The 26655-nt window shown below is 60.9% G+C and carries 16 protein-coding genes; 11 read left to right on the forward strand and 5 right to left on the reverse strand.

Going from position 1 to position 26655, the window contains the following annotated elements; genetic code table 11:
* Positions 1 to 4 precede the first annotated feature (4 nt).
* From ACSFBF_RS22605 to ACSFBF_RS22635, 7 genes are all read left to right on the forward strand, one after another.
* Positions 5 to 895 carry an EI24 domain-containing protein gene (locus tag ACSFBF_RS22605; RefSeq protein ID WP_435470849.1) on the forward strand — a complete coding sequence of 297 codons (891 nt, stop codon included), beginning with the start codon at positions 5 to 7 and terminating at the stop codon, positions 893 to 895.
* Complete coding sequence (locus ACSFBF_RS22610) at positions 892 to 1692, forward strand: competence/damage-inducible protein A (protein ID WP_435470851.1); 801 nt, start codon at positions 892 to 894, stop codon at positions 1690 to 1692. Before ACSFBF_RS22605 ends, ACSFBF_RS22610 begins: the two co-directional genes overlap by 4 nt.
* A 146-nt stretch (positions 1693 to 1838) precedes the next feature.
* On the forward strand, positions 1839 to 3254 hold the full coding sequence (glnA, locus tag ACSFBF_RS22615) for a type I glutamate--ammonia ligase (protein ID WP_093050193.1): 1416 nt from the start codon (positions 1839 to 1841) through the stop codon (positions 3252 to 3254).
* Between the two features lie 153 nt (positions 3255 to 3407).
* Complete coding sequence (locus ACSFBF_RS22620; protein ID WP_435470853.1) at positions 3408 to 3917, forward strand: hypothetical protein; 510 nt, start codon at positions 3408 to 3410, stop codon at positions 3915 to 3917.
* A gap of 2 nt (positions 3918 to 3919) precedes the next feature.
* Entirely contained in the window at positions 3920 to 4999 is a 1080-nt protein-coding gene (gene glnL, locus ACSFBF_RS22625; RefSeq protein ID WP_093050198.1) for a nitrogen regulation protein NR(II), read from the forward strand.
* A gap of 27 nt (positions 5000 to 5026) precedes the next feature.
* Positions 5027 to 6559, forward strand: a complete 1533-nt coding sequence (gene ntrC, locus ACSFBF_RS22630) for a nitrogen regulation protein NR(I) (RefSeq protein WP_435470855.1) — start codon at positions 5027 to 5029, stop codon at positions 6557 to 6559.
* Between the two features lie 226 nt (positions 6560 to 6785).
* The gene (locus ACSFBF_RS22635) at positions 6786 to 7799 is read left to right on the forward strand and encodes a patatin-like phospholipase family protein (RefSeq protein ID WP_435470857.1); all 1014 of its coding nucleotides are present in this window, start codon (positions 6786 to 6788) and stop codon (positions 7797 to 7799) included.
* Positions 7800 to 7835: 36 nt separating this feature from the next.
* Here the strand turns inward: ACSFBF_RS22635 and ACSFBF_RS22640 are convergent, their stop codons facing one another.
* Both ACSFBF_RS22640 and xth read right to left on the reverse strand, forming a co-directional pair.
* Positions 7836 to 8345 (reverse strand): hypothetical protein, encoded by a 510-nt coding sequence (locus ACSFBF_RS22640; protein ID WP_435470859.1) that lies wholly within the window; start codon positions 8343 to 8345, stop codon positions 7836 to 7838.
* Positions 8346 to 8349: 4 nt separating this feature from the next.
* Entirely contained in the window at positions 8350 to 9135 is a 786-nt protein-coding gene (gene xth, locus ACSFBF_RS22645; RefSeq protein WP_435470861.1) for an exodeoxyribonuclease III, read from the reverse strand.
* Between the two features lie 763 nt (positions 9136 to 9898).
* Here xth and ACSFBF_RS22650 point away from each other — a divergent pair.
* Entirely contained in the window at positions 9899 to 10414 is a 516-nt protein-coding gene (locus tag ACSFBF_RS22650) for a hypothetical protein (protein ID WP_435470863.1), read from the forward strand.
* 26 nt (positions 10415 to 10440) lie between these two features.
* Here the strand turns inward: ACSFBF_RS22650 and ACSFBF_RS22655 are convergent, their stop codons facing one another.
* On the reverse strand, positions 10441 to 10779 hold the full coding sequence (locus ACSFBF_RS22655) for a helix-turn-helix domain-containing protein (RefSeq protein WP_435470865.1): 339 nt from the start codon (positions 10777 to 10779) through the stop codon (positions 10441 to 10443).
* Between the two features lie 338 nt (positions 10780 to 11117).
* Between ACSFBF_RS22655 and ACSFBF_RS22660 the strand changes: the two genes are divergently transcribed.
* From ACSFBF_RS22660 to ACSFBF_RS22670, 3 genes are all read left to right on the forward strand, one after another.
* Positions 11118 to 12314, forward strand: coding sequence for a hypothetical protein (locus ACSFBF_RS22660; RefSeq protein WP_435470867.1), 1197 nt, complete (start codon positions 11118 to 11120; stop codon positions 12312 to 12314).
* Between the two features lie 160 nt (positions 12315 to 12474).
* Positions 12475 to 13353, forward strand: coding sequence for a hypothetical protein (locus ACSFBF_RS22665; protein ID WP_435470869.1), 879 nt, complete (start codon positions 12475 to 12477; stop codon positions 13351 to 13353).
* A 113-nt stretch (positions 13354 to 13466) separates the two neighbouring features.
* Positions 13467 to 14444, forward strand: coding sequence for a tyrosine-type recombinase/integrase (locus tag ACSFBF_RS22670; RefSeq protein WP_435470871.1), 978 nt, complete (start codon positions 13467 to 13469; stop codon positions 14442 to 14444).
* Positions 14445 to 14604: 160 nt separating this feature from the next.
* On the opposite strand, the gene ACSFBF_RS22675 is transcribed toward ACSFBF_RS22670, so the two are convergent.
* A complete protein-coding gene (locus ACSFBF_RS22675; RefSeq protein ID WP_435470873.1) occupies positions 14605 to 18738 on the reverse strand; it encodes an NACHT domain-containing protein in 4134 nt (1377 codons plus the stop codon).
* A gap of 360 nt (positions 18739 to 19098) precedes the next feature.
* The gene (locus ACSFBF_RS22680; RefSeq protein ID WP_435470875.1) at positions 19099 to 25533 is read right to left on the reverse strand and encodes an NACHT domain-containing protein; all 6435 of its coding nucleotides are present in this window, start codon (positions 25531 to 25533) and stop codon (positions 19099 to 19101) included.
* Positions 25534 to 26655 lie beyond the last annotated feature (1122 nt).

Below are 26655 nucleotides of genomic sequence, written 5' to 3' on the forward strand. Positions count from 1 at the left end.
CTCAATGCGCCTGCTCCTCGACTCCTTCTGGCGCGCGGTCGCCTATTGCATGCTGCCGCGCGTGATCGTGCTGTCGCTGCTCCCTTTGGGGTTGATGGTGGTGCTGGCCGCGGGGCTCGGTTATTTCTACTGGGACTCCGCCGTGACCTGGACACGCGGCGCGCTCGACGCCTGGCCGCTGCTGTCGAGCTTCTGGGCCTGGATCGGCCGTCTTTTCTCGGGTGACGTCACTTCTGCGCTGGCATCCCTGGTCGTGGTGTTCGCCGCCACGCCGCTGATCGTGGTGGTTTGCCTGCTGATCGTGGCCGGCTTCATGGCGCCTGCGCTGACCAAGCTCGTGGGCGAGCGGCGCTTTCCCTCGCTCGAACAGAAAAAGGGCGCTTCGTTCCTCGGCAGCGTTGCGCGTTCGCTCGGCGTCACCATCCTGGCGCTGATCGCCCTCGTGGTGTCGATGCCGCTGTGGCTCATTCCGCCGCTGGTGCTGATCCTGCCGCCGCTGATCTGGGGCTGGCTCACCTACCGCGTGATGAGCTTCGATGCGCTGGCCGAGCACGCCAGCCCCGAGGAGCGCGCCGCGCTGCTGCGCGCGCACCGGTTGCCGCTGCTGTGCATCGGCGTGCTGTGCGGCTATCTGGGCGCAGCGCCCAGCATCGTCTGGGCATCGGGCCTGCTGTTCGCCGCCGCCTTCTTCGTGCTGGTGCCGATCGCCATCTGGATTTACACACTGGTCTTCGCCTTCTCGGCGCTCTGGTTCGCTCACTACTGCCTCGACGCGCTCGCGCAGCTGCGTGCCCAGCGCGCGGTGGCCGAGGCATCGGCCGCCAACGGCACAACACCGGCCCTCGAGGCCGAGCAAGCCAGCAAGGCCGCTCTTTCCCAATGGGGTTCACCATGACACGCGCATTCGGTCTCATCGTCGTCGGCGACGAGATCCTTTCCGGCAAGCGGGCCGACAAGCACATGGCCAAGGTCATCGAGCTGCTCGCCGCGCGCGGCCTGCAGCTCAGCTGGGCCGAGTACGTGGGCGACGAGCCCGCGCGCATCACGGCCGCGCTGGCGCGCGCCTTCGCCTCGGGCGACATCGTCTTCTCGACCGGCGGCATCGGCGCCACGCCCGACGACCACACCCGCCAGTGCGCTGCCAAGGCGCTGGGCGTGCCGCTGGCGCTGCACCCCGAGGCCGAGCTGCTGATCCGCGAGCGCATGCAGGACACCGCGCGCGAGCAGGGCGTGCCCTACGAGCCAGACCGGTCCGACAACGTGCACCGGCTCAACATGGGCGTGTTTCCGCAGGGCGCTACGCTCATCTACAACCCGTACAACAAGATCCCGGGTTTCAGCTTCGGTGACGTGCACTTCGTGCCGGGCTTTCCGGTCATGGCCTGGCCGATGATCGAGTCTGTGCTCGACGGCCGTTACGTCGAACTGTTTACCTGCAACGCCGTCGCCGAGAAGTCCGTGATCGTTTTCGGTGCCATGGAAGCCACGCTGACGCCGCTCATGCAGGCCATCGAGGCCACCCACGCCGGCATCAAGGTGTTCAGCCTGCCCAGCGTCGATCACCCCGAATACGGCCGCCACATCGAGCTGGGCGTCAAGGGCGACCCCGGCCGGCTCGATGCCGCCTATGTCCAGCTGATCGAAGGGTTGCACACCTTTGATGCCAAGCTTGGTCCAGAATTGGTGCGTTAACGTTGAACGCACCAATTTGGTGAAATTCCGCTTTCATTTGGGGTTTGCGGCGGCCACTAAAGCCTCATCGAGTGAGGTGACAATGGCACAGAAACTGCATCCCTCGTCCCTGTATTCCTAACCACCATCCAACTCAGGAGAAACTGATGGCAAAGACCGTCGCCGATGTACTCAAGCTCGTCAAGGAAAACGAGGTCAAGTTCGTCGACTTCCGCTTCACCGACACCCGTGGCAAAGAGCAGCACGTGACCGTGCCGGTCTCGGCATTCGATGAAGACAAATTCACCTCGGGCCACGCATTCGACGGCTCGTCCATCGCCGGCTGGAAGGGGATCGAAGCTTCGGACATGCAGCTCATGCCCGACCCGAACACCGCCAACATCGACCCCTTCTTCGAAGAAACGACGCTGATCCTGACCTGCGACGTGATCGACCCCGCCGACGGCAAGGCCTACGAGCGCGATCCGCGTTCGCTCGCCAAGCGCGCCGAGGCGTACATGAAGGCCTCTGGCCTGGGCGACACCGCCTTCTTCGGTCCGGAACCCGAATTCTTCGTGTTCGACGGCGTCCGCTGGAAGAACGACATGTCGGGCTGCTTCGTGAAGATCGACTCCGAAGAAGCCTCGTGGAACACCGACAAGGAATACGAGCACGGCAACACCGGCCATCGTCCGGCAGTCAAGGGCGGCTATTTCCCGGTTCCCCCGGTCGACAGCTTCCAGGACATGCGCTCGGAAATGTGCCTGGTGCTCGAATCGCTCGGCATCCCGGTCGAAGTGCATCACCATGAAGTGGCCAATGCTGGCCAGATGGAACTCGGCACCAAGTTCAGCACGCTGGTCCAGCGCGCCGACTGGGTCCAGCTGCAGAAGTACGTGATCCACAACGTGGCCCACGCCTACGGCAAGACCGCCACCTTCATGCCCAAGCCCATCGTCGGCGACAACGGTTCCGGCATGCACGTGCACCAGTCGGTCTGGAAGGACGGCAAGAACCTGTTCGCCGGCGACGGCTATGCAGGCCTCTCGGACTTCGCCCTGCACTACATCGGCGGCATCATCAAGCACGCCCGTGCCCTGAATGCCATCACGAACCCCGGCACCAACAGCTACAAGCGCCTGGTGCCCGGCTTCGAAGCCCCGGTGAAGCTGGCCTACTCGGCCAAGAACCGCTCGGCCTCGATCCGCATCCCGTTCGTGGCCAACCCGAAGGGCCGCCGCGTCGAAGCGCGCTTCCCCGATCCGCTGATGAACCCGTACCTCGGCTTCGCCGCGCTGCTGATGGCCGGTCTTGACGGCGTGGAAAACAAGATCCATCCGGGCGAAGCCGCCAGCAAGGACCTGTACCACCTGCCGCCGGAAGAAGACGCGCTGATCCCGACCGTCTGCCACAGCCTCGACCAGGCCCTGGAATACCTGGACAAGGACCGTGCGTTCCTGACCAAGGGCGGCGTGTTCACCGATGCCTACATCGACGCGTACATCGATCTGAAGATGCAGGAAGTCACGCGCTTCCGCATGGCGACCCATCCGGTCGAGTTCGACATGTACTACTCGCTGTAATCGCGAGAAGTACAGCCTCACCAATCCATTGGCGGGGATGTAATGAAAAAGGACGGCCACGGCCGTCCTTTTTCAATGGAGTGGAACATCTTGTCACTGGTGGCATCGAATTGCACGAAAATGCACCTTTGTCGCCGCCCTCCACCGATACACATGAAGACTGCTTCTCTCATTTTCCTGGCCGGTTCATTGATCGCGCTTCCGGCGCTCGCGCAGGAGCGCGTCTGGCGTTGCGGCAACGAGTACACCAACAACGCCACCATCGCGCAGCAAAAGGGCTGCAAGGTCATGGAAGGCGGCAACGTCACGGTCGTGCAAGGCACCAAGTCTTCGGGCGGTGGCTCCGCGTCGTCCGGCGGCTCCTCCGCGGCGCGTGCACCGGCGGGCAGCCCGCGCGTCGAAGGCGTCGACCAGCGTGCCCGTGACGGCGAGGCCCGCTCTGTGCTCGAGTCCGAGCTCAAGAAGGCCGAGGCGCGCCAGGCCGAGCTGCAGAAGGAATACAACAACGGCGAGCCCGAGAAGCAGGGCAGCGAAGGCCGCAACTACCAGAAGTACCTGGACCGCGTCGCCGAAATGAAGGCCGAGCTGGCGCGCAACGAGAGCGACATCGCCGGCATCCGCCGTGAAATCGCCCGTCTGCCGAACAAGCAGCAGCCGCAGTAGTCATGGTGTTCGGGAAGAAGGCGACCGGCGCCAATCCGCGCTTCCAGTCCTTCGACCTGCTGTCCACGCTGATCGCGGTGGTCAACAGCAACGGCTCCGTGCTGTTTGCCAACGCAGGCCTCGAAGACGCACTGGGCACCTCGCGCCGCACCCTCGAAGGTTCGCAGTTCGGCGCATGCTTTCATGAGCCGCAGGTGCTGCGCACGGCCATCGACGGCGCGAGCAGCAACGACTTTGCAACGCTGCGCTACGAAGCCTTCCTGCGCCGCGTCAACCACGAGCTGATGCCCGTGCAGGTCACGCTCGCGCAGGGCGACAAGAAGGGCGAACTCATCATCGAGATGTCGCCGCTCGAGCAGCAGGTGCGGCAAGACCGCGAAGAGCGCCTCATCGACCAGGCGCAGGCCAACAAGGAACTCATCCGCAATCTCGCGCACGAGATCAAGAACCCGCTCGGCGGCATCCGCGGCGCGGCGCAGTTGCTGCAGATGGAGGTCGAATCGCGCGACCTCATCGAATACACCCAGGTCATCATCCACGAGGCCGACCGGCTGCAGACGCTGGTCGACCGGCTATTGGCGCCGCACCGCCGCCCGCACGTGGTGGGCGACGTCAACATCCACGAGGTGTGCGAGCGCGTGCGCTCGGTCATCCTCGCGGAGTTTCCGCGCGACCTGCACATCGAGCGCGATTTCGACGTGTCCATCCCCGAGTTCCGCGGCGACCGCGAGCAGCTCATCCAGGCCACGCTCAACATCACGCACAACGCGGCGCAGGCCCTGACCGAGCGCCGCGCGGCCGGCGACGCGCAGATCACTTTCAAGACGCGCATAGCCCGCCAGGTGATCTTCAACAAGCAGTGGTATCGACTGGCACTGGAATTGCATGTAATCGACAATGGACCGGGTGTGCCGGACACGATCAAGGACCGTATCTTCTATCCGCTGGTGTCGGGCAGGGAAGGCGGGACAGGGCTGGGATTGACGCTCGCGCAAACTTTTGTGCAACAGCATCACGGCGTGATCGAGTGCGACAGCGTCCCGGGCCGAACCGATTTCAAGATATTGATACCGCTGCCCTAGCGCAGCCACCGGCAACAGAGGAGATGCATGAAGCCGATCTGGATAGTTGATGACGACCAATCGATTCGCTTCGTGCTCGAGAAGGCTCTATTGCGCGAAGACCTGCCCACGCGCAGTTTCACCAACACGCGCGAGGTGCTCGCCGCACTCGAACAGGCCGCCGACGACGATCAGCAAGGTCCCCAGGTTCTGGTGAGCGACATCCGCATGCCCGGCGGTTCCGGGCTCGACCTGCTCGACAAGATCAAGGCCAAGCACCCCGGCCTGCCCGTCATCATCATGACGGCCTTCTCCGACCTCGACAGCGCCGTCTCGGCCTTCCAGGGCGGTGCCTTCGAATACCTGCCCAAGCCCTTCGACCTGCCGCGCGCGGTCGAGCTCATCCGCCGCGCCGTCGATGAAAGCCAGCGCGAGGAAGTCGCCGAAGAACGCATGGTCGCCGCGCCCGAAATGCTCGGCCAGGCGCCTGCAATGCAGGATGTGTTCCGTGCCATCGGCCGGCTTTCGCAGAGCAACGTCACGGTGCTCATTACCGGCGAATCGGGCTCGGGCAAGGAACTGGTGGCGCGCGCGCTGCACAAGCACTCGCCGCGCGCCAACGGCCCCTTCGTTGCCATCAACACCGCCGCCATCCCCAAGGACCTGCTGGAGAGCGAACTCTTCGGCCACGAGCGCGGTGCCTTTACCGGCGCGCAGACCATGCGCCGCGGCCGCTTCGAGCAGGCCGAGGGCGGCACGCTCTTCCTTGATGAAATCGGCGACATGCCCTTCGACCTGCAGACGCGCCTGCTGCGCGTGCTGAGCGATGGGCATTTCTACCGCGTGGGCGGCCACAACTCGGTCAAGGCCAACGTGCGCGTCATCGCGGCGACCCACCAGGACCTGGAGCAGCGCGTCAAGCTCGGCGGCTTCCGCGAAGACTTGTTCCACCGCCTCAACGTGATCCGTCTGCGCCTGCCGGCACTGCGCGAACGCGGTGAGGACGTGCCCGCGCTCACGCGCCACTTCCTGCAGGTGAGCGCGCGTCAGCTGGGCGTCGAGCCCAAGCGCATTTCCGATGCGGCGCTGGCCAAGCTCGCGGCCTTCGGCTTCCCGGGCAACGTGCGCCAGCTCGAGAACATCTGCCACTGGCTGACCGTGATGGCGCCGGCCCAGTTGATCGAAGCGAAAGACCTGCCGCCCGAGGTGATGGCCGTCGGTGCAGGCGCTGAGGCCCACCACGTGCCTGAAGCCGTGGCCGCCGCGCCGATCGCAGTGGCCCAGCCCGTGGCGTCGCTGCCAGTTGCAGGCAGCGAATCGGCGCCGGCGCACGCTGTCTCCGAGCCCGCCGAAGCCCACGCGGGTGTGAGCAGCTGGGAGAGCGGTCTGGAGCACGAAGCTCAGGCGCTGCTGGCAGCCGGCCGCACCGATGTGTGGGACGTGCTTTCGCGCCGCTTCGAGTCGAGGCTGATCCTCACGGCCCTGGCCAACACGCGTGGCCGCCGCATCGAGGCCGCGCAGAAACTGGGGATCGGGCGCAACACCATCACCCGGAAGATCCAGGAACTCGGCATCGAATAAAAGGCCCCCTTGGGGCCTTTTTTATTACCGGCTGGACCTATCCTGGCCGGCTGTGCAGGTGCAGAAAAGTTGCACCTCCCTCGTTCAAGTGATGCGCTGCTTCACCAATTGACTCACATTCCGGCCTGAGACCAAGGGGCATCCGCCGACGCGTTTCACGCCGGATGAAGCCACAGCACAGGCCCGCGCGCTGTGGGCACTATCCACTCGAGCAAGGAGCGTAGCCATGTCTTTCAAGATTCTCTGCTGCGACGGCGGCGGCATCCGCGGCGTCATCACGGCGCTGCTGATCCAGGACCTGGACAAGAGCTTCGGCATCGTCCAGAACACGGACGGTTTCGCCGGTACTTCCACCGGTGGCCTGATCTCGCTGGGCCTGGTGAACAACGTGAGCATCGACGACATCGTCAACACCTACCAGAACGATGGCTCCAAGATCTTCGAGCCCAACGGCTGGTTGCTGGACGCGCAAGCCAAGCAGCAGGACCGGGCGCCGGCGCAGTCGGCGGAAGACCTGCTGGGCAGCGGCCCGGGCATCTTCAAGTGCCAGTACGTCAACACTGGCTTGCAGACCGTCGCCCAGAATCTCGTGGGTACGGGCGCGCTGTCGTCGGCGAGCCGCTTCGTGACCGTCAACTCCGCGCGGCTGTGGGATGCGAGCGTGAACAGCTGGGAGCCGTGCACCATCTCCAACGGCCCGAGCAACGCCTACCGCGGCATCAGCATGGTGGACGCCGCGCTGGCCACCTCGGCCGCGCCGACGTACTTCCCGCCGTACCAGATGGGCGACTTCGGCTACTTCGCCGACGGCGGCACCTTCGCCAACAACCCCTCGATGACAGCGATCGTGGAAGCGATCTACCAGGGCTACGCCAGCGCCCCGTCGGACATCGTGATGTTGTCGCTGGGCACCGGCGTCAATCCGGTGGGCGTGCCGCCCAGCGCCGTGTCGAATCCGCTGGACTGGGGCGTCACGCATTGGCTGTGGCCGTTCAGCGACGGCGTGGTGCCGTCCACGGCGCTGCTCAACCTCACCATGGATGCCACCGCGCAGTTGGCGGCGACCCAGGCCGGCCAGATGCTCGGCAACAACTACATGCGCGGCAACGTGCCGCTGGCCCAGCCGTTCGGCCTGGACGACTACAAGAACGTGGACGAGCTGGTGAGCGCGACGCAGGACTACATCAAGACCCCGGAGTGGGCGGCGGTGCGCAGCTGGGTGCAGCAGAACTGGACGTGAGCGAGGCGGTCGGCGCCGGGTAGCGATTCGGCGTGACTATCGACTCCGCTGGCCCAGGGTCAGCGAATCGATCTGGAACTTTCCGCTCTTGTCCCAGAGCCACGTGTCCACGTACGTATGGGCGCCCAGCTTGCCGGGGTTCGGCAAAGGCGAGGTGGCCTTGATCAGCTCCGCAATCATCGGCGGCACTTCGGGCGCGTGGCTCGGCGTGCGGCTGAAATCGACCCTGATCACCTTGCCCGTGGCGTCGATATCGGTCTCGACCACCACCACCGCATACACCAGCGGCGGGATCTTGCCCTTGTAGATGCGGTTCGCGTACTTGTTGTAGATGTGGCGCGCGCCGATCTTGCGGTAGGTCCGCACGGCCGGCGTCTGCGCGGTGATCAGCCGCACCGTCGGCACGTCGCGTCCGGACGCGGTCTCGTCCGCAGGTGAGGTCGCGGCGCTCTTGCCGCCTTCTTCCGCCTTGTCGCCGGGCTTCAGCAGCGAGCAGGCCGTGAGCGTCAGCGCGACGGCCACAATTGCCAGGTTGCGTATGGTCATGGGCTCAGGCACCCTGGTCGAGATCGAGCACCACCGGCGCATGGTCGCTCGGCTTTTCCCATTTGCGCGGCACGCGGTCGACGATGCAGCCCTTCACGCGCGGCACCAGCGGCTCGCTCACCAGGATGTGGTCGATGCGCAGCCCGCGGTTCTTCTGGTAGCCCAGCATGCGGTAGTCCCACCACGAGTAGCTCTTCTCGGGCTGCTCGAACATGCGAAAGCTGTCCGTCAGGCCCAGGTCGAGCAGCGCCTTGAAGTGGTTGCGCTCTTCCGTCGTGTGGTGGATCGTTTCCTTCAGGCCAATGGGGTCGAAGCTGTCGCGGTCTTCCGGCGTGATGTTGAAGTCGCCCAGCAGCACCAGGTTCGGGTTGGCCGCCAACTCCTGGCGCAGCGCGTCGCGCAGCGCGTCGAGCCACTTCATCTTGTATGCGAACTTCTCGCTGCCCGGTTCCTGGCCGTTCACGAAGTAGCCGTTGACCACGCGCAGCGGACCCGAAGGCGTCTCGACCGTGGCCGCGATCACGCGCGACTGGTCGTCGCTGAAGCCGGTGATGTTCTTCACCACGTCGCGCACCGGTGCAAGGCTGAGAATCGCCACGCCGTTGTAGGTCTTCTGACCGAACACCGCAGCCTCGTAGCCGGCCGACTTCAGTACCTCGAGCGGGAACTTGTCGTCGGTCATCTTGAGCTCCTGCAGGCACAGCACGTCGACCGGGTTGGCAATGAGCCAGTCGAGCACGTGCTGCAGGCGCGCAGTGAGGGAATTGACGTTCCAGGTGGCAATTTTCATAAAATATGTTAACCTGTTGATTTTAAAAGGCTTTTCATTCTGTTTGTGACGCTTTCCTTGGCTTGTACCCAGTGGCATACCCAATTGATGCTTCGCTACCTTTAGGCCTTGATCCCACGCAAGCCAGCTTAACAAAAGCACTTGAGCGCCTTTGGGTTCCCGGGTAAACGGGCGAATCAGCAGTTGGGAGTTAGTTTTTGCGGATGGCACACAGGCGCCGCGCAGCCAGCAGTTGGGCCTCGCCCGTGAGCATGTCAGGCTGTCGGCTACAGTTGGAGATCAGGTCAGGGCCAGCCTCAGATCTAAAGACACACTCTCCGCCGGCAACCCAGCATCCATGCGGGTTTGCGGGTTTGCGGGTTTGCGGGCAGTGCGTGTGTTTTATCCCCTTTTTTACCCCCTTTTCTTGTTGCGCTCAGTTGGGCTACTTTGGCCCGCTTTGTACGAGCACGGCCCGCGTAGCCGGCCTGGGGGCTGTAGGCTTGGGCGTTGCCCAAGGCCAGCCGGCCTAGCCCAAGTTGGGCTGGCGCCTCCCGCGCAAACAAGGAGTTGACCCCCCTTCAGCACGTTTGAGCGCGAGGCATTGTCAGATCCCTCCGTAGATCACGTCCACCAGGCCAAAACGCCCAAATATTGGTCATTTCCGGCCAAATGGTTACATTTCGTCACTTTTATGGTATAATTCATCCACGGGCTAGGCCTGCCGGCGCGAGCTAGGCCAAACCCAGCCCGTATGCAGGCGCACCGCCGCCTGTAGCCCTCGATGGCCGCCAAGCCAGCGCATTTGCCGCTGGCCCTAGCGGCCGTTTTTGTTTTATCCCCCCGCGCTTTTTTCCGACCGCTGCACCTTGCCCCCTTGAGCCCGGTGCGGCTGCCGCATGGGCGCATCTTCCCTATGGAGATACAAATGAAGGACTTTCTGAGCAACTTTCTCAAGCCTGGCAGTTCACCGCGCTTTGCACTGGGCCGCGTTGTCGCAACACCGGGTGCCTTGGCGCTCATGCACGGCACCAACAGCAACCCGTTCGAGCTGTTGGCCACGCATGTCACCGGTGACTGGGGTGAAATCGACCCTGAGGATGTACAGACGAACGAAGACGCTGTTGTGCTCGGCCTTCGTGTGCTCTCGGTCTATCGATTGCCGCTGCAGCGTGTTCCCGAAGATGCGAGCAACGCAGCACGGCCAACTCCGCAGCTCGACGTGAACGACAACCGCATCTGGTTGATCACTGAGGCAGATCGGAGCGTCACAACCTTGCTGCTGCCAGAGGAGTACTGATGAGCATCCAGCTACGAAATCGAAGGTCAACGACGCTTAGTCGTTCGACGCCGAACTGCAGTAGGGCGGTTGGCGGAGCGCGGTGCTCGTGTCAAGGTCGTATCGAAGCCACGTTGTTCGGCCAACTGCGGATGCAACAACTCATGTGGTGGGATTTTCAGAGCTTGAGCGATCAACGCAATGTTGTCGATGGAAATGTTGCGAATGCCTTGCTCCAGGCTTCCGATGAATGTTCTGTCGAGCCCGCATTCAAGTGCCAGCTTCTCTTGGGAGAGGTTCGCAGCGATGCGCGCCATCCGAACATTTTTCGCAAAAATCAAACGAAGGCGTGGAGGAATGGAGGACTTGGCAGGGGAGGCAGGCATCCAACCGATGGTTGGAAAAAGATGTGTTTAAAACCACGGTGTTTGAATATCATTAGAGGTTTGCCGCGCACAGATGCACGGATCGCTGCTCGTCTCGAGTGCCGGACTTCTTGCGCAACTAAAAGATATTCAAATACATCATTAATGAAATCGAAGCTGCAACCGGTACAGAGCGCTTGCGAGCGCGCGACCTGAAACCTAGGAGTAACTTGACCATGTTTAGACATTCACACGGACTTATCCGCCGATGGCTTTCGGTATGCGTGCTCGCGACCCTATTGCTGCTCGCGGGGTGTGCTCCGGAGGCACCTGCCTGCAACGATCCCAAGGTGACAAGCATGATCCTTGAGATGGTGGGTAAGGCTCACGACGCCCACCTCAAGCAGTACCCTTCAAAAAGCAAGGACCTAGCCTCATTCACGCTCGAAACGCCAACCGTGACGGCCTATGACGACAAACTGAAGCTGCGTAGCTGCAAGACCACGTTCGTCATGCAAATCCAGCCCGAGAAGGTGTCGCAGATGAACGAGTTCATCTCCAACCCGAGCCCCAGCTTGTTCGGTGCTCTTGCGATGATTTCGGGGCGGCGAGATGCGCTGTACCCCGACATCGTCCGCAATGAAGTGCTCTACCTCCAACAGCGCAACGCGGTCCCGCTGACTCAGGAGCCCATACGCAAATCCTTGACCTACCAGGTTCAGAAGGAGGAGGGTAGCAACGAGTATGTGGCCAGCACCAACGTGGATGTCGACGGCTCGATCCAGTACTTGCGCGTGGCTGCCTTCACGGAGCAACGGGCCAAGAGCAATGCTGAATTAAAAGCTCAGGCGGCCAAAGAGCAGCAGCAAAAGCAGGCAGAGATCGACCGACTGGCAGTCACTGGCAACTGGCGAAGGGCGGTCACCATCGATGGCTTCAAGTGGGAAAAGGACCCCGAGTTTTGCCGTCGACAAGATGCTTTCTGCTTTGTTGGGCAGGCCGATGACCTCATGGGCAGCGTGCTGTACATGATCAAGGCCGTGCCGAACACGACCGACGAATCCCGTGAGAAGACCCGCAGCAACCTGACTGCTGGTGCGCGTGTGTGCCTGATCGGGCTGAAGAAAACCTCGGATGCCGATGTGTTCGCGTACTCGATGTGGTCCACGTTGCGTGATGACAAGGGCCAGTTGGAAGACTGCCGCCCGGGAGCGGCCGAAGCCGAAGCTGCAGCCAAGCAAAAGGGGGCGGCGGCTCAGCCTGTTCCATCCACCCCAACAGCCTCCACCCTTCCGGGACCCGTTGCAGCGCCCGCGGGGACGGGGCCGGAAAGCGTGATGTCGCTGATCACCAAGTACGAGGCCTGTGGCGACGAAGCGGTGTGCTTGCAAACCGGCAAGGGCAACACGGTCTGGATGCAGGCCGGGCAGATGCGCCGCATGGACTACGCATTGCTCGACCGGGCCATCAGCAGCAAGACACCGGTGTGCCTGCGCGAGCTTGTGCGCACCGAAGGCAAGAACTTCACGGCCGAGAGCCTGGACAGCCAGTGCTGAAGGTGATGTCCATGACGTAGCGACAGCACGTCACTGACCACAGCCCTTCGCGAAGGCGCCGTGCTGGCCAACAGGGCCGGTCCGGCGCCTTTGCTGTTTCTTCTCCTCCTCTTTTCTTTCCCCGCCGTGCGTGCTTACGTGCGGCGCACAGGTACCCCCTATGAATATTCTTCACACGCCCGCCGATAGCGGGCCGAGCACGGCTGTTCGCATGATCGGCATCGGCGCCTCGGGCCGACTCTTTGTTCAGCAGTTTCACACCCAGATCGATGCACCACCGCACACGCCGCTGGCGGACCTTCTGACGCAGGCGCCGCACTATATCGAAATCGACAAGGGCGAAGTCGACACCCTGGTCGAGCGGGTCGATCTCAAGGACACGTGCATCCTGTGCCTGGCCTACGGCTTCGACGCCGCTCCCGCGGAGATCGAAGCGGCCATGCTTTTGATCTGGCGCATGTGGGGCCAGGATGCTCATGTCATCGGTGTTGTGCTCAGAGCCCACAACCATCCACCGCCAGAGAGCGAGTCGATGCTCGGCATCCTCTGCGAGTCGATCGATGCGCGCGTCGATATTGCGAGCCCAAGCGAACCCGCCGAATTGGCACCTTTGCAATGGTTCTATGTGGCACTACAGCGCTCGGTGCTGGAGGGCCTGTCGGTTCTGGAGGCCGCCTGGGACCACTCGGATGTCGTTGAAACCTTGGACTTCGGCCAGGTGCAGTTGGAACTCTTCACGCAGCCGCTGGACGAGCCCGCGCAGCTGGATGCGGCGATGGTGGAGGTTCTGGAGGCGTTCAGGCACCGCGGGGTCTGGCTGGAGCAGGCGCTGGGCGCGGTCCTGGTGCTGTGGGTGCCTTCGGAGTACCAACTCACTGTGCGGGTGGTGCGCGGGTTGGGGCGCAGCCTGGGCGAAGCGCTGGGGGCAGGCGCGATGCACTTGACCATCCGGCTGCGCAGCCGGCCGGTCGTGGGGGATCGGACGGCGTATCTGACGGTGGTGGTGAGTACGCCGCGCGCACACACGCGCCGGCAGTAGGCCACGCCGCCTAACGGCCACGGGCAACCCGTGGCATCTCCAGACAACGCCCGCCAATGCGGGCGTTGCTCTTTCTCAAGAACCCCAAACATCAACTCAAAGCGAGCAGCACCATGAAGAAGGTTCGCATCGATTCGTCAAAGAGCACGTCCGTCGCGCGCAAGTCTGCGAAGGCCAATGCCAAGTTCAACCACTATGTCGTCAGTTCGGTGGCCGAGAGCACGCGGCGGGCCTATGCCGGGGACCTCAGGCATTTCCGGAGTTGGGGTGGGAGGATCCCTGCCACGCCGGCCATGGTGGCGCGGTACCTGGCCGCCTTTGCTGGCAAAGTCAAAGCGAGCACGTTAAACCGAAGGTTGGCTGCGATTGCCAGCGCGCACACGGTGCTGGGCAAGCCATCGCCCACGCGGTCGGAACTGGTGCAGACCACCATGCGGGGTATCCGACGGGTGCATGGTTCGGCGCAGAGGCAAGCCAAGCCCATCAGCGTTGAGATGCTGCGCGTACTCGCCAAGCCACAGAGGCACCTGGACCCGGTGCGAGACTTGCGAGACCGGACATTGCTCGTGGTGGGGTTTGCGGGCGGTTTCAGGAGATCGGAACTGGCACGGCTGAAGCTCGAGAACCTCGTGTTCGACGCCCAAGGCGTGACGGTGATGTTGGTGCGTTCGAAGACCGATCAGCAGGGCAAGGGCCGGGTGGTGGCACTACCCTACGGGCCGGGGCGGATGTGCCCGGTCAAGCTATTGCGGGCCTGGATTCAGCGGCTGCGTGGGCTGGGGCGCGAGGAGGAAATGGAAGCGATGCCGCTCTTTCGGAGGGTCGATCGATATGGACGCCCAGGAAACGGGTTGGGCGGGGCGGCAGTTGGTGGTGTGGTGCGGCGACGCATGCGCGACTGCGGGCTCGATCCGAATGGGTTCTCGGCGCACAGTCTGCGCTCGGGTTTGGTGACCGCCGCGGCAAGGGCTGGTGTACCGACGTGGGCTATTCAGCGGCAGACCGGACATCGCTCCGAGAGCACCGTGCATCGCTACATCAGAGAGCTTTCGCCGTTCGAGCGGAACGCGTTCGGGTCAATTACGGATTGAAATCCGCGTCTCGGTGGTTCGATTCCGACCCGGCACCAAATCACTGCGCTTGTCGAAGACGCAACCTAAAGTCCCAGGTAAATCAATAACTTTGGGCTTTTTTCTTGTCCGCCTTCATCCGCCTTGGTTCATCCTTGTTCGTACGGTGACAGGCGACAAATCATTGCAGATCTCTCGAAAGATCGACAACAAGGCCGACGATGTGAGCGCGTCGCTCGGCTGGGATGAGAGCGTCGAGCAAACTGGCCATGTGCTCCGCCGACTTTGGTTTCACACCATCGGGTGCGCGCGTCGAGCGGTACCCGAACCACAGCACGAGGTAGACGCCCATGCCTTCAGCGGCCGGATTCGAGGTGTACCGCGCCGCCAACTGATCGCGCCATGCAGTCCAGACTTCCGGGTGATCGTCCTTTTTCACTTCGATCGGCACGATAACCCGTCGTCCGTCCGCAATGGTTGTCGCCTGGAGGTCGGCGCGCCTGTCACCCGCTGCATAGCTCTCCTTCTCGACCTGTACGTTCAGAAGCAGGACGCGGTCTCGCAAGAGACCTTGGATGAGGTCGCGACAGTCGTTCTCGATCTTGGGTTGGGTCGCTTTGGGCCCCTTGCCAGTGCCACTTCTTCCAACCGTTCTCATTGCTACGGGTCGATAGAAGTTTTCGATCCAATTCGACTCCTCGAACTGAATCCTTTGCGCTAGTTGCCTCATGTGATCCCTCACGAGCTCCGCCATGTCGCGCGCATTTGCTGGAGCTTTGTTGAGCAAAACCTGGGCGACCAACGCTGGAGAGGCAGCAAGAAATGACGCCTTGTTAGCTATGCGTTCGTGGTCATAGAGGAGGCTGTCGATGTAGACCGCCCAATTGCTCAACGCTGGGAGATCTCGCAAGCGCCGGAGTTCGGATCCGGCAACTTCGCTTGTAGCACTGGCGATAGCACGTATCAAGGTCTGGGCGGCCTCGCGTCGACTATCCGACGACGAGATCGTGTCAGCCTCCGTCGGCCGCTCCGAAGACAACCCCGACGCAAGCAGTGCGACGAGGCGCCCAATGAGCTCGGGTGAGTCCGCCAACAACGCGGTCTCGTCGCGCCGCCAGCTCATGAGAGCATCTCCAAGAGTGTTCGTGAGATCGGGGTTATGTTCGCAGAGGTTCAGCAGTACGTGGCAATGGGCGGCAACATCAAAGCGCATTGCGGCCACGTGAAGAACAATTGCAAGTTCATCGCTGATGCCTGGTTCGGCCAGCTTGTCTTCTACCAAGCTGTGCCACTGACGCTGCTCGAGATGCAACATCGATGCGGGAAGAATGACGCTCTCGAGGAAGCGCAATTGTCCGGCGCTCGGGCGAGACGGCAGGATTCGCCATAGCTCGGGAACCACCAGCTGTACCAGTTCTGCTGAAGCTCCTTGGTCACGAAGCGTATATAGCTGCCGGAGCTGCGGGCCGACGCCCCTGGACAAGTCGGTGCGCGCGAAACGCAACAGAATGGGCGCCAGCACCTGAGGATGCTCATTCGCCAGCGCGGCATACCAAGACGGGGATTCGCTTTCGACGCCGGTGAGACAGAACGCGATCATGGTGTCGACCAGCGCCGCGGGCCAGGAACGCCACGCATCCGGTTGCTCCTCATGAACGAGCTTGGCTGCCAGCAGGCAGACCGAGTTCAGGTAGAGGATCTTGCCTTCTGCCAACGTTAAGGCCACATCGTCAACGCTTGGCAGGTCTGTTCTCGCAAGCGCAGCCTTGATCCCTTCGATAGCTTGGCTCGCTTGCTCTGGGCCCACAACAAGAAAATCTTGAACTCGCTCCAGTGGGGTTTCGCCCCGAACGTCCGTGTATCGTTTCGCATAGGCGTTGACCACTTGGTCGAGCAGGCGCGGATTTGCCAATCCAGTAGAGATGGCAGCAAGGTGTGGCGCCAATTGCTGCTGCCGCGCGGACCGTTCCGCTGCCGCCTTAGAGCGCTGTTTCTGTTTGCGCGCGTAGTTGGCGCTTTGGTAAGCATCCAGAGGCCAGGCGAACACGTCGGTCTTCCACTGCTCGGCGAGCGGCCACTGAGCAAGGTGCAGACGGACCCAGTCCTCAATCTCCTCGACAGTAATGGCGGAATCCTGCATCTCGCCGAGGGCGGCTCGCCCGGCTTCCTGTAGGCAATGCTTCGCGACCTCTGGATCGTCGGTGGCATCAGCGATCTCGAGTAGCCACTGGAACCAGTTCTCGGCTCGTCTGGAGCGAAACATGCGCTCTTCCACCACCCAGAAGTAGCGCCGCCCGTCCCGTGCCTCGGGAACGACCTGCGAGAGACCGTACGCGAACGCTTGGCGCCGCTGCGCTGGATGATTCGATAGCCATTCGGCGATGGCCTTCGCCTCGTCGCTGCTTGCCTCGAACGAGCCGTATTCGTCGACTCCAACGCCGAGCCAGGCGTACAAGCGCTCTGCGCTTAGACCAGGTGTGTCAGCTCGCAAGGCCGCGGCCACTACTTTCAGGGCAAGTTCTCGCGTCTCATCGCGTGCTCGGTCCGGACCTTCTTCATCACTGTTGTGCTTTTCCGAAGCGAGGCGCGCGGCGAGCACATCCGCGGCGGCTGGAAGATCCGCCTTTGGCATCACCGCTAGGAAATCAAGAGCCCAGAACATGTGGAACCGGGTGATGTTGAATTCTTGCCGTCTGGGTCTCTGATACCGCAGGGCCTCTGCCGTTGACATGTGAGCTGGGTACAGCGCGGTCAATAGTGCGCCAGCCAATTGGTCATCCTCATCGGCGACCGCCCCCGCTCGAATGTCTTCCAACAGACGCTTTGCCGCATTGATGTCATAGCCGCCTTTTGTGAGCCACGCATCGAGTGCTGAGCGTCGTAGATCCGACCAATAGCTCGAGTCCCGAGTGACGTGCTCGAGTTCTTTGGGCAACTGCAACTCGCGCTCGCCCTGCGCGATGGCGTCGGTCACGCAATCCAGCAGCGCCTGATGCGCCGGCTCGCGAGCTGTCGAGGTGAGCAGTCCGCGAAACGTCTGTTCCATGTCGCGAGTGCCAAGTGCCCCAAACGGATGGGCATCCCAGTTCTCGTTCCGAAACCAGCGGAAGCGCTCCGCTTCACGATAGAGGGCGTCCAGAATACCTCGCTTTTCGGGCACGGAGAAATGGCGCACATCACCATACATCACGAGTCCAAGTGCGTCCCGATCGATTAAGTAAGGCCGCTCGCGTATACAGTGCACTGCGAGCCACGCATACAAGCCGCGCAGCGGCTCCACGATGCGGCCGCTACGGCCGCACATCATCGCAAGCACTCGTTGAACGGGAAGACCACGATCAATGCTCTGGGCCAGCGCCTTCGCTGCCAAGAATTCCGCGACCGTTCGATGTCGCGGTATGCGACGATCCCCGTCCGCAATAAACAGTTTGGAGCTTAGACATTCCGATGCCGTCCTCGTGCTGCGCGCAAACTCCGTCGGCAGCGCGGTGAACGGGATGACGCCTTTCTCGTCGTCAGCCGGGTCCATCGTGAAACCGTGCGCATCGGACAGAAGCATGAGCGCGTAGAGTTGACCGGCTGCCGACAAGATGTCGTGGGCAAGCACAGGCGAAGATGCCGTGCTGCGGCGTCGGATATCGTTGTGCTCGACGGCCATCTTTTCGCAAGCGAGTTCATACGTCGCTTGTCTGCTGCTGGGCCAATCGCTTCCACTGACCGCATCCACGAGCATTCCGAGCAAGAGAGGATTACCGAGCAGCGACGTCATTCCATGCTGCTGGGCTCGCTCCAAGAAGACTCGCGGATCGGCGACTCGCTGCGGCGACCAATGCTCAAGCAGCGACTTGACGTCTTCAGAGGTCAACGGGTCAAGCCAGAGTGTCGTCACCTTGCCCGCAGGGGCGACCTCGGCCAGTTCTGCCACTCCATTGATGTACCAATCGGCCTCGCGGCATGACAGCCGAAAACGAGGGCGACCGAGTTGATTCAGTTTCTGACGCAGTTCGTCAAGGGAACTCAGAAAGGCGGACGAATCGCCGCGTCGCTCGTCGAGCGCATCGATGAACAAAATCTCGTTGGTCCAGCCGTCCGGAGCTCCGAGCGCCAGGAGGCTCCGCGCGGTTACATATCGCGCATCGGAACCGATGGCTTTGGCCTCCTGTTCGAATGCGGTCGACTTTCCGGCACCAGGTTCACCGAGGAGCACGTAGGCATCAAGATTGCGCCAGGCTGAAAGCTTCCGAGCGCTGGGACTACCATCGTCATTCTTGAAGGTGGCTGAGCGTTCAACAAAATACTCTGGGTCCGGCGGCATACTTGGTTCAAGAAGTCTGATGCTGGACTTTAGCGGGTAGGGGTGCATCTGGTTGCACGATGGACCGCCAGATTCGGCTAATGGCTAAGCCGATGGCCTGTTCGCGCTGTGAAGCTGCCTTATGTCGACGGCCGGTTCAGGCTGCATGCAGGCACTCAAACTCGCGCTCGAACGACTGGCGGCCTCCGGGGACAGTCAGTCATTCGCGACTAGCGACCATAGGTCTCGGGTCTCGGACTGCTCTGAAATCTCCAAGGCGTCGACGCCGAGGTATCGGCGCACTCGAGCTTTAAATGTCCCGGCTTATTGAAGGTCGAGGCCGGCCGGGTTCAACGAAAATGGATGGTCAACTCGACTACTTCAAAAGTCATGCTTCGACGCCTTTCTTGCCTGCCAAATTCTCAGCTTTCCATCATCGATTCTTAGTCCAACAAGCACGGATTTAACCCCATTCGAAGGGTCGTACTCACGCGACGATCGATGCTTCCAAAGCTTTATCGCGAAGACAAGTCGCTTGTTGAAGCTGGACAACGTCGCAGCGAGCCACCCTGGCGAGGCCGATAGAACCTCACCATCGTCGTGATGGCGAGATCTGCGGTGATCGGGGTCGGGTTTCCAACTGCCCCAGACCTGGCTTCTCAGCGCGAGACTCCCATCGACGGAGTGCCAATCTCCGCTGCCCGGGTCATTTGCCAACATCAGATTCTTCGTAAGGTCGATTCCGAGACGCGGTCTACCGGCCGGTCCCTCGGCGGCGATCTCATCACCTACGTCGATGCCAAGACTGCGGGTCTCGGGCGACCATACCAATGGAGCGAAGGTGCTCTTTCGGCGGTGCCGGTGGTCGTAGTACCCCTCGTCCCAGAACTCCGGCAACCAAAAGTCATGGCTAGGTTGCTTTGCGAATGCCATGCACCGGCCTATTGCGCCCTTCCGTTCCGTCAACGCGGACGTGATGCTTACGTTCACGCCATCAGGCGACGACCAGCGCCCGTATAGAGGAACAAGCGCGTCGGAAGCGGTGTCCACGAGGCCTAGCTTCCGCAGCACTGTTTGCTGATCCTGCAGTGTTTCCTGTTGGCCGCTCCTCTTACCTAGCAAATATTCCTTCGCCTGCTTAGGAACAGGATCTTTCCGATCCGACAGCCACGAGCCGTCATCAAACGTGAGGTCGTAGCGGCCGCGCCATTCCAACCAAGGTGAACCGCCGGATTCATAACTCCGAACAACCACTGGCCACGCATTCGAAAGACTGGTTGCAGCGCTAAGCAACGCGTGTCTTTGGACATGCTCTCGGTAGGACTCATATTGATCGTCTCGATCCCACTCGTACCGCTGACGGCCAGGGAAGTCATCCAATGAGGCAGCGTCCGGCCATCGATGCGCGATCTCGACTGCAATCGCATCTTCCACCGTTGCCTGATCGAGGTTGAAAAGCCAAGCAAGGGTGCTGATCTCGTGCTTCGCAAACTCGTAGTCGAAGCGGAAAGTTGACGTCGATTTCGCGGCACCCGGATAGACATCGCTGATAAGAACGCCGCATGGCGGCTGGTCGATCTGATCGAGCAATGCATCCAGATCTGTATCGCGGACTTCTTGGTTACCGATATTCCTTAAACACCTGGCAATGTGGACTTTGTCTATGACGTGAAGGTCGCTTCGTTGGGCGAGCGCCAGCAGCTGGCGTCGAAGGCCACCCATGGTCCCTCCATGATGCAAGGCGGCCCGCGCCAGTCCCATCAGCAACCACTGACGGGAATTCAGAAACGAAAGACTCCGATCCGACGATGCCAGGGCCGCGACTTCTCTTTGGTCGAAGCGGTCAAGCAATAGGCTGAGCTCTTCGTTGAGACCCAACTCGACCAGTGTGCTCAATCCCCTTGCGACCGTCCAGCGAACATAGGTGTCGTCGTTGCCGAGGAGGTGCCAAATGACGTCGGCGAGGAACGCCACTTCGTTGCCCTCAATAGCTTGCTGTGGGCGGAACGGTCCCTCTCCGATCTCGTCCGCGATACGGGAGGCCGGCCCGGATAGCAGCAACTCCAGTGCATTGAGGCCGGCTTGGCCCGACGTTACGTCACACATAGCGGCGGCCAACTGCAGCCACTCGTCGCCGTCGAGCTCCACCTCCTCCGCTGACACCTTGCGAAGGATGCGCTGTAGCACAAAACGCTTGTCATTGCACAGGTCCGAAAGCCGCTGGATTCCGCGTACGATGTTGGAGAACTGACCTTCGAAGAGTTCGACGATCTTGGACTCGAACAATCGTTCAACCAGCGCTTTTGCATTGGAACTGAGGTGTTTGGATGATCCGCTCCAGGCGGCTAGACACTCGGCAAGTATGTCCAGTGACTGAGTGAGGCTTAGCTCGATAGCGTCACAGATTGCAAACAGATACGCCAACCGCTTGGGATATGGGCACGAGGCGCCCAAGCCGACGATGAAGCGCTGGCGCGCGTCATAGGAAAGCCGGTTGTCCGTTTTGATGATCGTCAGGGATTTGTCGATCGAATGCGCCGATGACGGATCGCAGTTCGAGACTAGCGCCGCGACGAGACCGTCGATCTCTTCTTTGCTCGGTTTCGGGGTCTGATTGGCTAGAAAGTCCGGCGTCGAGCGATCGCGACTGCTGAACTCATCCTGCTTGCGTTGCGCCTCTATCCTGAGTTGCTCAATCGCCTCCCGCTCTTCATTGGTGATTGCGGCGGGGAACTGATTGCCCGTTTCCAGGAGGCCTTCCCAAAGGGAGGTCCAGGCGCCGAAAGGGTACTGCGCGCGCAGTTTTTTGATGATAGCCAGAAAGATCGGCCTCTGATCAGCGGGATTGGACAATCTCAGCAGGTCGGCGACACCATCGCCAAAACGCCAGTCCCACCAACCATGGTCTTCACAGATCGCAAGAACAAAAGCGGCGCGACGCGGATCCAAATTTCCATTCTTGGCCAGAAAACAGGCAAGCTGCGGCAATCCGTAAGACATCTCCGCGATGTCCTGGTCGTGCCAACGCACGATCTTGGCGATCGCCGGGAAGCCTATGGCATTGGCCGCGGCGCGCGCGAACAACGTCCATCCAAACTTGCTTGGCTCATTCCGAACAATGGTCTGGCAAAGGTTCATCAATCGATGCGACAGTGCGGGCTTCAGGAATCCGCCTTGTTGGACGCTCGCAAAACGAAGCAGCGAGTAAATCTGCTCGTAGCTCTCTCCGCCCATTTGGTCCAACTGAGCCAAACCTTGTCGGTAATATTCACGGGCCTCATCAACGCTCATGAGCACAAGGGAAGCGGCGAGATCGGCGTATGAACTACCGCGTTGCTCGACATTGTCGTCTTGGCCGATCTGTTCCACGACGTGCTGCGCAAACTGGCCTGCGAGCTCATGGAGGGCTGATCGTTGGGCAAGCTGACCCAATACGGAAATCTTCTGCTGGACGGAGAATCGCCCAGAGGAAGTCAGGCTGATGATCGTCTTCGCTTGATCGCCCGATATTTTGGGTGCATGGTCCAGCAGGATGTGGATGCAACCGAGGCCAACGGTGCGAACAAGCAAATCAGTTGCGGTCTCTGCCCTCCAGTGCACATCCTCGCGCAGGTATTTGCGCCACGCATCTAGGAAGCCGGTGACACTCGCATCTGAGAGGCTTCCACGAGAGAGGGCAGCATCCTCGATTGACCGAGTCAGCTGACGCGCAAGCTCGATGCCTTTACTTATGTCCTCACACTCACGGTCGCTGAATCTCGCGCTTTGCTGCTTTCCGCCCCCCTTCTTGCCGGGGCCGCCGGGCGCGGGCCTGCGCAGCTTCTTCAGAAACGCCACCAGCTCTTTCTCGGTCGTTACTTCCTTTGCCAGCTTGGTGATCTTTACCTCATGCGGAAGCAGGTCATGGTACGCGACCGGCCTTCCAGTCGACCACGCGCGAATACAGGTACGGAGGATTGGAGGCCAAGCTTTCGACTGACCGTAGCGCTCGCCGTAGTCGTGGGCCGATGGGCGGGTAAGCGGCACATGGCGGATGATTGCCGCGGTTGCGGCACGCGAGCTTTGGAAGAGTGCTGTCAATGCCGCCTGTACAACGTGGACACTGCTCCCTTGTTTGGACTCTGTTGAGAAGCCCTCATCTTCGTCATCGTCATCGTCATCGTCATCGGACGCTAGAGTTCCAACCGCCTTCGCGATCAACTTCGCTTGCTGTCTATTGAGATACCGGGGTCGCGAGAGAAGGCGCAGCTTGAGCGCCCGCGATTTGCATTTGTCACTTGCGGCAAACGACACGAGAGCCGCGACCGTCGTTGTCCCATTCGCCTTGTCAAACAGTTCCAGCAGCTGCAGAAGCTGGCCGCTTGCGGATAGCGAGAAACGCTCATTCCAGGAAGCGAGGTTACGATCCACAACGTCGAATTTGCCTTCAGCGGAATGTTGAAACAGCACAGCTGCGAAGTCTTTGATTTCTGGTCCAGCGCGATCGCGATGTGTCTCGTCGTGCGCCTGCGCACTTTGCCAATTGATCCACCGCACCGTGCTTTCGCACTGGATCGTCGCTTCCTCGAAGTCACCTGCAAAGTGATGGGCGACTGATAACCGTGCACTTCTGGCGCCACGCCATCCCGAGCGATCCGCGAGAAGGCGGCGATAGGAGTCAGTGTCACCGAGTACGACCGCGAGAGCGGGTGAGCTCCGAATGAACTCGTCGCCTCTGAGATTGGCCGTCGCGGCTTGCGCTAGCCGCATGCTCAGGCCAAGCACACGGTCGAGGTCGTCTTCTGCTACTGCCAATCGAAAGGCAGCGCGAAGCCGTGCGAGCGTCAACCTTCGGCGGCCAAAGTCCGACTGCACCGCTGCCGGGAAGCTGGTTGAATCGGCGAGCGCGAACGCTCGGTCGCTGTCTTTGATGACGACCAAGAAATGCGGCAGCGCTTCGGCGGCGTAGGCCGATGTCCCCTGCGCGGCCAGAAGGCGGTCGGCAATGGCCTTTTGAGCTTCCGCGCCCTCGGAGTATGTTTCTCGGATATATGTTTCCGTGGGCTCGTCCCTGAAGATCGCACCGTGCGAGGCAATCTCGAGCATCGGAGCCAGATCCGATGCCGCGGTACCGACTTGAGCCGCGGACCAGCCAAGCGCGTTCGCTAGTTCATCGAGCGGAATCGGTGGAGGAAGTAGCGACAGCGCGACAAAAAACTCGGTTACTTCTGAATTCGACCACCCTGCAACATGAAGATCCGAGACGATCTTCGTGCAGCGCTGGGCGATTATTTCGGGGACCAGAATAAGCGCGGCCGACTGGCTACCTCGAACATTCGCGTCCCAAGTCTGAACGAGGTAGTCGAGAACACGCGCGTTCCGTCCGGATCGTGCCAAGGCGGTCGCAATCTCCACGTCGGAAGCGTCGGGATTGCGATCCTTCAGAAATTCTCGAGCCTCGGGATCGATGAAAGGCCCCAGCTCGACCCGAGTCACCGTGTTACGACCAATGACCTTATCCTTACGGTGCGTGCGTGCCGTAAGCAGCAATTTCACGCCGTCGATCGGATCTTCGTCGATGGTCGAAAGAAGAAGCTTCGGGAATGCATCTTCGTGGCGATAGTCAGCTTCCAACTGGGCGTTATCGGCCGCATCGACGATGATAAACAGACCGAGTTTTTCAGACTGTGTCCGTATTGCTTCCGCCGCTTGAGCAAGTCGTTTGCGCACCGCCCTGATGACTTTGCGACTATCGTCACCGGCTGGCAGCAGTGGATCACACAGTGTTCGCGCGGCCAATTCGTTGACAATTTGCACAAGCCCAATTCTGGGGAGGTGCCTAGAGTGATTGTCCGAGCGGTACGAACCACCGCCGAAACAGTCGAAAACGACCACTTCAAATTCGCTTCCCATCCTTGCGGCAAGACTTTGGACAAACACCGTCTTGCCCACTCCGCCCTCCGCGTCGACGAAGACAGGCCGACCCGAAGTCCTGACCAGATCATGGACCATCGAAAGTTCAGATCGCTCAACGACAGCGCCTACATCGATGAAGCGGGTGTCAGCTGGAAATAGGTCCTCTGGGGCGCAATCGAGCGCATCCAGGATATCTTCACGACGGATCAGGTTCTTGCCTTGGCCGCTTAAACCAGCCTTCTTCAGGACGAGGTCCTGGAGCCCGAGAAGGCGGATCCTTGCCTCTGCATCGGCGCCAGCAGACCAGTCGGTGAGTGTTCGCCTGAGCGCGTTGTCTTGACCCGACAGGCTCTTCTCTCCGGCTCGAAAAACTATCTTAGAGAAAAGACGGCTTGCGTCGGACAAACCCCCAGTAGCACAACATTCTTTGAGGTACTGAACCTGATCGGCGACATCGCGGCTTGAAGGCGTGGTCCCTTCGATGAGGACCTCTATTGCCTCCAAAAGACTGCCCTTGAATTCTGCGTTCGTGACGAAAATGAACCAGACCTTCGCGTCGACTTCGGCGACCGAAGACTCCTTCTCATAGCCGGCAATCGTGCTGGAGAACTTTTCGATTGTCTTTTTCAGATAAGAGGCCGTAACCGCCTCTTCGCGATGCTTGTACTTGAACTGGACAGTCTCGAGTCGCTCGCAGGTCTGAAAATTGTCTCCGCTGCCGTAGTAAAGAACAAGGTCAGCGACATCTTCGGCCCACGCTCCAGGGCTCATGGCCTCCGTTGAAGAAATTCCCTCTACGGCGATCGCAAATAGATTGTCATTCGGAAAGACCAACTGCAACGCTCGTCGCGCAGCCCATCTCTCGTGGAAGGTGTGCCCGGCTCGTGACGCCCGGACTGTATCGATATCTTCGTTAGCCATGTTCACACTGCCTTCCTTCAACGCGGCAGTCACACTTTGAAAGTCAACTGAGCCGGAGGGCCTGTATCGTAAGCGCTCCGTCGATCATTACGCTTAACGCACAGCGTTTGCCGGGAACTGGCGAAACGACTAGAGCCGTTGGTCGTGTGCTTCATTAGCCACCGTTCCCCTGCCGATCTCATTCAATTCAATTCGATGGCTTCCTAAGCGTCGGGGTCAGCCATGAAGCGGTCGGTTAGCTGAGCGGCGCTGAAGGTCGGCTTCCGCTGCATACCTGCAGCTCGCAGGGTCGAGGTGCCGACCTGGGCGCAGCATGTTCCTGCCGTTTGCGGTGCGCTCTCAGCCGCCTATAAGGGGGTGTTCGCGTGACTTTGGTTGTCGCAAGTTATTAGCCGCTCATCACTAGTGACGGTCAGGGTGCTGTCAGCCCGCCAAAGATGGCATTCGCAAACGCCTGCTTCCCGGTGAGTTGAGGGCAGCAGCAAGCCCAACCGACGGTAATACGGTGTTCTGGTGACTGTCGTTATCGCGAGTTGATCAAGCACTCTTCAACAACGCAGTGCTGACCCTAGCTTTTCACTAAAGCTGGCCTTCGTAAACGCCTGCTTTTCGTGAGGTGGGGTCGGCGTTTGGTCAAACGACGGTAATCGGGGCGTTCTCGTGCCCCCTCGTTATAGCGAGCCGGTCAAGCACTTATCAACAACGCGGTGCTGACCCACCGCAGAGCGCTGCGCGAATACTCCGCTAAGTCTGCTTGTACAACCCCTAGGTTGCGGGATGCACACTAACTCCGAAGGTGTGGATTTCCACGCTCGTGTAACCCACTTTTCCATCGAGTCCTGCCCCCTTTGTGCACCGATTGCAAGGCACCGCAGGCGTCCTGCCCTGAGGTATTGGCGGATCAAGCGCTCGCGGAAATTTGGGTCACGCCCGAGCAGAAATCAACAGCCATGTATCCTGACGCCGTATACGCATCCCGACCGGCTGCGATAACCGGCCATTCTGGCGGAGCGGCCGCGATTCTCTGCGCATGAATTTCTGTGAGCAGATCATCCGCGTGTCTTCTGGAGGGCTTCGTCCTTCACATCTTGCGACGTCTGTCCAGAGTACAGGACCCCGAAC

It is taken from the genome of Variovorax nivicola (assembly GCF_051216475.1).
Taxonomy (GTDB): domain Bacteria; phylum Pseudomonadota; class Gammaproteobacteria; order Burkholderiales; family Burkholderiaceae_C; genus Variovorax.

Excerpts from the sequence above, each read along its gene's own strand:
- ACSFBF_RS22655 (WP_435470865.1), bottom strand. The coding sequence starts at position 10,779 with ATGCCTGCCTCCCCTGCCAAGTCCTCCATTCCTCCACGCCTTCGTTTG.
- ACSFBF_RS22680 (WP_435470875.1), bottom strand. The coding sequence starts at position 25,533 with ATGGCTAACGAAGATATCGATACAGTCCGGGCGTCACGAGCCGGGCAC.
- ACSFBF_RS22640 (WP_435470859.1), bottom strand. The coding sequence starts at position 8,345 with ATGACCATACGCAACCTGGCAATTGTGGCCGTCGCGCTGACGCTCACG.
- ACSFBF_RS22660 (WP_435470867.1), top strand. The coding sequence starts at position 11,118 with ATGATCCTTGAGATGGTGGGTAAGGCTCACGACGCCCACCTCAAGCAG.
- glnA (WP_093050193.1), top strand. The coding sequence starts at position 1,839 with ATGGCAAAGACCGTCGCCGATGTACTCAAGCTCGTCAAGGAAAACGAG.
- ACSFBF_RS22670 (WP_435470871.1), top strand. The coding sequence starts at position 13,467 with ATGAAGAAGGTTCGCATCGATTCGTCAAAGAGCACGTCCGTCGCGCGC.
- xth (WP_435470861.1), bottom strand. The coding sequence starts at position 9,135 with ATGAAAATTGCCACCTGGAACGTCAATTCCCTCACTGCGCGCCTGCAG.
- glnL (WP_093050198.1), top strand. The coding sequence starts at position 3,920 with ATGGTGTTCGGGAAGAAGGCGACCGGCGCCAATCCGCGCTTCCAGTCC.
- ACSFBF_RS22675 (WP_435470873.1), bottom strand. The coding sequence starts at position 18,738 with ATGCCGCCGGACCCAGAGTATTTTGTTGAACGCTCAGCCACCTTCAAG.
- ntrC (WP_435470855.1), top strand. The coding sequence starts at position 5,027 with ATGAAGCCGATCTGGATAGTTGATGACGACCAATCGATTCGCTTCGTG.
- ACSFBF_RS22610 (WP_435470851.1), top strand. The coding sequence starts at position 892 with ATGACACGCGCATTCGGTCTCATCGTCGTCGGCGACGAGATCCTTTCC.
- ACSFBF_RS22665 (WP_435470869.1), top strand. The coding sequence starts at position 12,475 with ATGAATATTCTTCACACGCCCGCCGATAGCGGGCCGAGCACGGCTGTT.
- ACSFBF_RS22605 (WP_435470849.1), top strand. The coding sequence starts at position 5 with ATGCGCCTGCTCCTCGACTCCTTCTGGCGCGCGGTCGCCTATTGCATG.
- ACSFBF_RS22620 (WP_435470853.1), top strand. The coding sequence starts at position 3,408 with ATGAAGACTGCTTCTCTCATTTTCCTGGCCGGTTCATTGATCGCGCTT.
- ACSFBF_RS22635 (WP_435470857.1), top strand. The coding sequence starts at position 6,786 with ATGTCTTTCAAGATTCTCTGCTGCGACGGCGGCGGCATCCGCGGCGTC.
- ACSFBF_RS22650 (WP_435470863.1), top strand. The coding sequence starts at position 9,899 with ATGGCCGCCAAGCCAGCGCATTTGCCGCTGGCCCTAGCGGCCGTTTTT.